The organism is Deltaproteobacteria bacterium, from assembly GCA_009929795.1.
Classification (GTDB): Bacteria; Desulfobacterota; Desulfovibrionia; order Desulfovibrionales; family Desulfomicrobiaceae; genus RZZR01.
Window position 1 is genome coordinate 1 of sequence record RZZR01000124.1, and the last position, 6,630, is coordinate 6,630.

General features: G+C 59.0%; 10 protein-coding genes. 9 read left to right on the top strand and 1 reads right to left on the bottom strand.

Translation table 11 applies throughout. The annotated features are described in order from the left end of the window. Nucleotides 1-151 precede the first annotated feature (151 nt). Entirely contained in the window at nucleotides 152-361 is a 210-nt protein-coding gene (locus tag EOM25_11140) for a hypothetical protein (protein NCC25729.1), read from the top strand. Between the two features lie 373 nt (nucleotides 362-734). Here EOM25_11140 and rpmB read toward each other — a convergent pair whose 3' ends face one another. Beyond that, nucleotides 735-935, bottom strand: coding sequence for a 50S ribosomal protein L28 (gene rpmB, locus EOM25_11145; protein NCC25730.1), 201 nt, complete (start codon nucleotides 933-935; stop codon nucleotides 735-737). Between the two features lie 17 nt (nucleotides 936-952). On the opposite strand from rpmB, the gene EOM25_11150 reads away from it, so the two are divergent. The 8 genes from EOM25_11150 to glyA all read left to right on the top strand — a co-directional run. Further along, nucleotides 953-1,645 carry a DUF177 domain-containing protein gene (locus EOM25_11150; GenBank protein ID NCC25731.1) on the top strand — a complete coding sequence of 231 codons (693 nt, stop codon included), beginning with the start codon at nucleotides 953-955 and terminating at the stop codon, nucleotides 1,643-1,645. 3 nt (nucleotides 1,646-1,648) lie between these two features. Next, on the top strand, nucleotides 1,649-1,837 hold the full coding sequence (locus EOM25_11155; protein ID NCC25732.1) for a 50S ribosomal protein L32: 189 nt from the start codon (nucleotides 1,649-1,651) through the stop codon (nucleotides 1,835-1,837). Beyond that, nucleotides 1,821-2,876, top strand: a complete 1,056-nt coding sequence (gene plsX, locus EOM25_11160) for a phosphate acyltransferase PlsX (GenBank protein ID NCC25733.1) — start codon at nucleotides 1,821-1,823, stop codon at nucleotides 2,874-2,876. Before EOM25_11155 ends, plsX begins: the two co-directional genes overlap by 17 nt. Continuing rightward, the gene (locus tag EOM25_11165; GenBank protein ID NCC25734.1) at nucleotides 2,876-3,862 is read left to right on the top strand and encodes a ketoacyl-ACP synthase III; all 987 of its coding nucleotides are present in this window, start codon (nucleotides 2,876-2,878) and stop codon (nucleotides 3,860-3,862) included. Before plsX ends, EOM25_11165 begins: the two co-directional genes overlap by 1 nt. Nucleotides 3,863-3,875: 13 nt before the next feature. Then, nucleotides 3,876-4,619, top strand: coding sequence for a 3-oxoacyl-[acyl-carrier-protein] reductase (gene fabG / locus EOM25_11170; GenBank protein NCC25735.1), 744 nt, complete (start codon nucleotides 3,876-3,878; stop codon nucleotides 4,617-4,619). A gap of 81 nt (nucleotides 4,620-4,700) precedes the next feature. Then, nucleotides 4,701-4,931, top strand: coding sequence for an acyl carrier protein (locus EOM25_11175; protein NCC25736.1), 231 nt, complete (start codon nucleotides 4,701-4,703; stop codon nucleotides 4,929-4,931). A 94-nt stretch (nucleotides 4,932-5,025) separates the two neighbouring features. After that, entirely contained in the window at nucleotides 5,026-6,273 is a 1,248-nt protein-coding gene (gene fabF / locus EOM25_11180; GenBank protein NCC25737.1) for a beta-ketoacyl-[acyl-carrier-protein] synthase II, read from the top strand. 42 nt (nucleotides 6,274-6,315) lie between these two features. Continuing rightward, nucleotides 6,316-6,630: serine hydroxymethyltransferase (gene glyA / locus EOM25_11185; protein NCC25738.1), on the top strand; the 315-nt coding region annotated here is incomplete at its 3' end.

Here is a 6,630-nt window from a genome sequence, read left to right on the forward strand (position 1 = left end):
GCATGGGTCGGCAGGGAGTTGTTGGCAGGTCATGGGCGGTCATCCTGATTCTGAGTTTGGGTCGTCTCAGGTCCGGAAGACAGACCTAGAGAGAATCGCTGCCCATCTGGCATCGACCCTGGGGATTGGATCTCAGGAAGCCCGGTTGGCTATGCGCTTTTTCGGTGAAGTGCTGACAGACGCCCTGGTTCGGCTTGAGCGAGAACAGGCCCGAGGAAACGAGGCCGAGGCCCGGGCTCTGATCGATTTGATCCGCGGGGTGAAAGACTGTCTCGGAGTGACCGAACCGCAAGGGCAAACTGACGTGCGTCGTCTTTTGGATGCATGCATGGTTGCGTCCGAGCACCCCGGAACTACTTGACAAGACGGCCCAGCCTGGTTTGAAAGAGAACTTCGACATGTTCGAGATCGGCCGCCCCCGCAGAGGGCGCAACCATTCATACATACATCCAGGAGGATCGGGATGCACGCGGAAAGCACCAACGTGGTCTTTGAACTCATCGGCAACATGCTGCACAGCTCGGTGGAAGGCACCATCGGGGTCATCGGCATCTTCACCTATCTGGCCGTCATTGTCGCTGCCAGCCTTTATCGGATCCACGAGGGGATGAAGTCTGGGCATCATTAATATAAGAGAAACGTCCGGGTAAAAAGCCTGGACGCGAGAACAAAAAAAAATCGGGCCAGGGATCGTTTGTCCCTGGCCCGATTTTTTTCGTTGATCAGGGGGCGGGCTAATCAGCGACGGGCTTGGTCACGGCCCCGGACCGAATGCAACGCGTGCAGACGCTCAACCTTTTGACCTGGCCGTTGGCCATTTGAGCACGAACGGTCTGCAGGTTGGGCATGAACCGCCTTTTGGTCTTGTTGTTGGCGTGGCTGACGTTATTCCCGGTCTGGGGTCTTTTCCCGCATATGGCGCATTCCTTGGACATGGTGTCTTCCTCCTTGTATGGTCTCGGCACCCTCGGGGTGGATTTTTTTTGGATCGACGAACAAAGAATTGGATTTTCTACAGGCCTTCCAGAAAAATTGCAAGCCCGAAATCCTTGACAGCAAAAAAGGTCTTCGGGTAGATGGACCTCCTTACGCTATGCGACACGAGTGGATTCAATTGTCTGCAATCCCGGCGCAAGGCCGGGAATTTTCGTTTCTGGACGAACGGGAATGGGATTCCTTGTTCCGTGAATCGAGTCTGGACATCGAAATTGCCGGTCCTTTTGAAGCCATCGCAATGGTGTTGCCCCAAAGCGACGGTGTCTACGTCAAAGGCAGAATAGCCGGACGTTTTCGGTCCCAGTGCGTCCGGTGTTTGGAGCGGGCCGAGTTCAGGATTGACGAAAGTTTTGAATTCTTCGAGTCCTTCGAGGACTGGGGTTCAGGGGCTGATGACGGTTTGCTCCGCTCGTCCGGGGGGGGCTGGGAGATGGACATCCGGGCGGTGATGTGGGAGCAGTTCAGCCTTGCCCTGCCCGACAGGGTGCTCTGCTCCGAAGATTGCAAGGGCCTGTGTGGCCGATGCGGCCAAAATTTGAACATCGAGCCCTGCGGGTGCTCGTCCGAGAAGGGTGATTCCAGATTGGCCGTGCTCCGGGGGCTGCAGATGAAGACAGATCATTCCGATACCAAAGACAAGAAGAGGTAAGCCATGCCATTGCCCAAGAGAAGGACCTCCAAGTCCAAGAGGAACATGCGGCGATCCCATGATCATGTGCCGGTTCCCAACGTCGTGTACTGCAAGTGCGGAGAGGCCACGCTCCCGCATTGCATCTGTCCCTCGTGCGGAGAATACCGTGGGCGGGAGTACACAAGGCCTGGAGATGCCGAACAGCAGTAAACCCTGCATCGCGGTCGACGCCATGGGCGGCGACTTCGGGGTGGAAGTGGCTGTGGTCGGGGCCTTGGAGGCCGTGAGGGATGACGAAATCGATGTTGTCCTGGTCGGCCGTGAACCCGAGATTAAGGCCTGTTTGCCCAAGGCGGAGTCTATTCCCGGCATTTCCATCCGGCACGCCGAGGAGGTGGTGTCCATGTCCGACAAGCCTTCGGACATGCTCCGCCGCAAGAAAGACTCCTCCATACAGGTGGCCTGTCGGCTCGTACGAGAAGGCCTAGCCCACGGCGTGGTCAGCGCCGGGAATTCCGGAGCCACACTGGCCAGCGGCATGTTCATCCTTGGGCGCATCGAGGGTATCGAGCGGCCCGGGCTAGCCACCATCCTGCCCACCGAGCGAGAGCCTATTGTCCTCATCGACGTCGGCGGTAACGTCGACTGCAAGCCTTACAATCTGGTCCAGTTTGGATTTATGGCCGACGTCTTGGCCAGGGACGTTCTGGGGCGGAAGAATCCGAAAGTCGGTATTTTGAACATCGGTGAGGAAGAGGGCAAGGGGAATTTTTTGACCAAGGAGACCCATACCCTGTTCAAGCTGACCGGCCTCAACTTCATCGGCAACGTCGAGGGCCGGGATATTTTTACAGGCAACGCCGATGTCATCGTCTGCGACGGGTTTGTTGGCAACGTAGCTCTGAAGTTGAGCGAAGGGCTGAGCACCTCGTTGATCAAGATGCTTCGACAGGAGCTTTTTGGGACCTGGGTCGACCGAATTGGGACCTTTCTGGCGAGGAAAGCCTTTCGCCGCTACAAGAAAAAGGTCGACTACGCCGAGTACGGCGGGGCATTGCTCCTCGGACTCAAGGGTATCGCTGTGGTCTGTCACGGGGCGTCCAACAGCAGGGCCATCACCAAGGCTGTGCAGATGGCTGCGACCTTTGTCCGAAATCAGGCCAACGAGCATCTTGAGCAGGGACTGGCCGCTAACAAGAATCTCGGAGTGTTTGCCAAGCGGGCCCTGCCGGCCAGGAAACCAGCTTGATGGAACGGGCTTGCACCATAGAAGGCCTCGGTTTCCACGTTCCTGCCCGGATTGTGACCAATGCCGAGCTGGAAACCATGGTCGACACCAACGATGAGTGGATCGTCAGTCGCACCGGCATCCGCCAGCGTCATGTGGCCGGTCCCGGTGAGACATGTTCAGAGCTGGCCCTGGAGGCGACTCGCAAGGCCTTGAAAAATGCTGGGCTAGTGCCAGAGGATTTGACCCACATCATCCTGGCCACCTTCACCCCCGACGCCTACATTCCGAGTGCGGCCTGCGTTCTGGAGAACAAGCTCGGCCTCAAGAACCTGCCTGCTTTCGATCTCTACGCCGCCTGTTCGGGTTTTCTCTACGCTCTGGAGGCGGCCAGGGCGTTCTGCGCTCTGCACGCCGAGGCCAGAATTCTGGTGGTGGCCAGCGAAGTGGTGACCTCCAGAACGGATTTCACCGACCGCTCGACGTGCGTCCTCTTTGGTGATGGAGCTGGCGCGGCCGTGGTAACGAACCGGGCGGAGCGGGGAATTCGGATCCGGGACGTTATGCTCGACGCCGATGGGTCCTTGGGAGATCTGCTTACAGTTCGTGGTGGAGGATCGGGATGGCCCCCGGTCATGGGACAACCCGTGGGCCGGGATTATTTCGTGGAGATGCAGGGTCGGGAAGTTTTTCGCCACGCCGTGCGCTGCATGCAGGCCTTGTCGGAGAAAATCCTTGTTCGAAACGGCCTGAACAACGACGACATCGACCTGTTCATTCCCCACCAGGCCAATGAACGAATCATCCATTCCCTGGCCAAAAAGCTCGATTTTCCCGAGGACCGGATCATGATCAACGTGGACCGCTACGGGAACTGCTCGGCGGCCTCCATTCCCATCGCTTTGGCCGAGGCTATGGAGTTCGGGCGGTTTCGGGACGGAGACAGGTTGCTTTTGACTTCCTTTGGAGGAGGTTTTACTTGGGCTTCGGCCATTCTCGAAGCGTGAGCGCAGGGAGGAGATGATGACGGAGAAAAAGCTGATCGTGGTCACCGGAGGGTCCCGGGGCATTGGCCGGGCCATTGTCCTGGCTTTGGCTGCCGAGGGCTACGATGTTCATTTCACCTACGTCAGCAGGCCCGACGCTGCTGAGGCGGTCAGCGAAGAGGCTCAAGGCATCGGGGGGCAGGCCACGGCCCATCGGCTGGACGTGGCCGACTGGGACGCGGTCAAGAATTTTTTCGAAGGACCCATCAAGGACTCGGGGCACCCTTACGGGCTGGTCAACAATGCGGCCATCACCGGAGACGGGCTTCTGGTTCGCATGAAGCAAACGCAATGGGCCTCGGTTCTTGACGTCGGTCTGGGAGGGGCTTTCGCATGTCTGCAGCAGGCGGCCAAGGTCATGATGCGGCAGCGTCAGGGTCGCATCGTGAACATCTCGTCCGTGGTCGGGCAGAGTGGGAACGCCGGGCAGGCCAACTATAGTGCGGCGAAGGCCGGGCTCATCGGTCTGACCAAGGCTGCGGCCCAGGAACTGGCTCCACGGGGCGTGACGGTCAATGCCTTGGCTCCCGGTTTTATCGAAACGGATATGACCGGATCCCTGGACGACGAGGTTCGAAGTCGATATCTGGCCCATATTCCTCTGGCCAGATTCGGCAGACCCGAGGAGATTGCCGCCGCGGTCTCCTATTTTCTTTCGCCCCTGGCGGGATATGTCACCGGCCAGGTGCTGGGGCTGAACGGCGGGCTGTACATGTAGTCGGCATCCGGTTCTCCCGTCGCGGATAGGGCCGGTATTGAGAAGAACGAAAACACCATCCATACATTCGGAGGGAATACAATGTCCGTCGAAGAGAAAGTCAAAGCCATTGTGGTCGAGCAGCTCGGCGTCAGCGCCGAGGAAGTTAATCCAGATTCTAAGTTCGTCGAGGACTTGAACGCCGACTCCCTAGACCTGACCGAGTTGATCATGGCCATGGAGGAGGAGTTCGACGTCGAGATCAACGACGATCATGCCCAGAATATCGTCACGGTCCAGGACGCCGTGGATTACATCAAGAAGAGCATCTAGGTCCTGGGCGGACATACTCACGACTGGGGCGCGATCCAGACGCGATCCGCCCCGGGTTCATTTTTTTGACAGTCACACGGTGTAGGGAGAGAACATGACCCCCCCTTCCAGACGAGTCGTGGTCACCGGGCTTGCGGCCTTTACCCCTCTCGGCAACACGTTGGAGGAAAGCTGGGAGGGTCTCCTGGCCGGCCGATCGGGCATCGCCCCCCTGACCCTTTTCGACAGCCGCGAGCACCAGACCCGGATCGCCGGGGAACTGAAAAACTTCGTTCCCCACGAGTCCATTCCCTTCAAGCAGGCCAAACGGATGGACCGTTTCACGCAGATCGCGGTCACGGCCGGTCTGCAGCTGATGGAGAACGCCAAGTTCGCTATTTCCGAGGAGGATTCCAGGGAGGTGGGAGTCATCCTCGGCTGCGGACTCGGGGGCCTGGAAACCATCGAGACCTTTCACGGCCGTCTCTCCAAACAGGGGCCGAAGAAGATTTCCCCTTTCTATATACCAATGCTCATCGCCAACATGGCTCCGGCCCAGATCGCCATCTCCATCGGGGCCCGGGGCGTCAACCTAGCCACGACTTCGGCCTGTGCCTCGGGACTGCACGGCATTGGCTGCGCCTATGCGGACATCTTGGCAGGACGATCCAAGGCGATCATCACCGGCGGGGTCGAGGCGACCATCACGGCCATGGCCGTGTCCGGCTTCAATGCCATGAAGGCCTTGAGTACCAGAAATGATGAACCTGAAAAGGCCAGTCGGCCGTTTGATCGGGACCGGGACGGATTTGTCATGAGCGAGGGATGCGGCCTGCTTCTTCTCGAAGAACTTGATCATGCCTTGGCTCGGGGGGCCAAGATTTTGGCCGAAGTCATCGGTTACGGAGCGTCTTGCGACGCAGGGCACATGGTGGCGCCGGACGAAGACGGACGGGGCATGAGCCTGGCCATGCAAAACGCCCTGCGGGATGCCGGCATCGCGCCGGAGCGCGTCGATCACATCAACGCTCACGGCACATCGACTCCCTTGAACGACATCAGCGAGACCAGGGCCATCAAGGCAGTTTTCGGATCCCACGCAAACAAGCTGACCATATCGGCCAACAAGTCGCAGATCGGACACATGCTCGGAGCAGCCGGCGGGGCCGAGAGCGTTTTCACCGTGCTGACCATCGCCAAGGGCATGATCCCGGGGACCATGAATCTCGAGAATCCGGATGACGAGTGCGATCTGAACTACATGGCCGGGCGCGCGGCCCCGGGTCGGGTCAATTACGCAATGTGCAATTCCTTCGGCTTCGGGGGCACCAACGCCTCCATCGTCTTTAAGCGATTCGAATAGACGCGGCCTGCGGACCGCACAGATCCACACAGGGAGGACCAGATGCAGGATCTCAAGGATCGAGACCCCCAGGTGGCGGCGGCCATCGAGAAGGAACTGAACCGTCAGCTGGACAATCTGGAGCTGATCGCGTCCGAGAATTTCGTGTCCGAGGCCGTGCGGCAGGCCACAGGCAGCGTCATGACCCACAAATACGCCGAGGGCTACCCCGGGAAGCGTTACTATGGCGGGTGCGAGTTTGTGGACGAGGCCGAGATTTTGGCTATAGAGCGGGCCCGAAAGCTTTTCGGGGCAGAGTACGTCAACGCTCAGCCCCATTCGGGGTCCCAGGCCAACATGGGCGTCTATTTCGGGGCC

Coding starts and splice junctions, on each gene's coding strand:
- EOM25_11140 (NCC25729.1), top strand. CDS start 152: ATGCGCTTTTTCGGTGAAGTGCTGACAGACGCCCTGGTTCGGCTTGAG.
- fabG (NCC25735.1), top strand. CDS start 3,876: ATGATGACGGAGAAAAAGCTGATCGTGGTCACCGGAGGGTCCCGGGGC.
- fabF (NCC25737.1), top strand. CDS start 5,026: ATGACCCCCCCTTCCAGACGAGTCGTGGTCACCGGGCTTGCGGCCTTT.
- rpmB (NCC25730.1), bottom strand. CDS start 935: ATGTCCAAGGAATGCGCCATATGCGGGAAAAGACCCCAGACCGGGAAT.
- EOM25_11150 (NCC25731.1), top strand. CDS start 953: ATGGTCTCGGCACCCTCGGGGTGGATTTTTTTTGGATCGACGAACAAA.
- plsX (NCC25733.1), top strand. CDS start 1,821: ATGCCGAACAGCAGTAAACCCTGCATCGCGGTCGACGCCATGGGCGGC.
- EOM25_11165 (NCC25734.1), top strand. CDS start 2,876: ATGGAACGGGCTTGCACCATAGAAGGCCTCGGTTTCCACGTTCCTGCC.
- EOM25_11155 (NCC25732.1), top strand. CDS start 1,649: ATGCCATTGCCCAAGAGAAGGACCTCCAAGTCCAAGAGGAACATGCGG.
- EOM25_11175 (NCC25736.1), top strand. CDS start 4,701: ATGTCCGTCGAAGAGAAAGTCAAAGCCATTGTGGTCGAGCAGCTCGGC.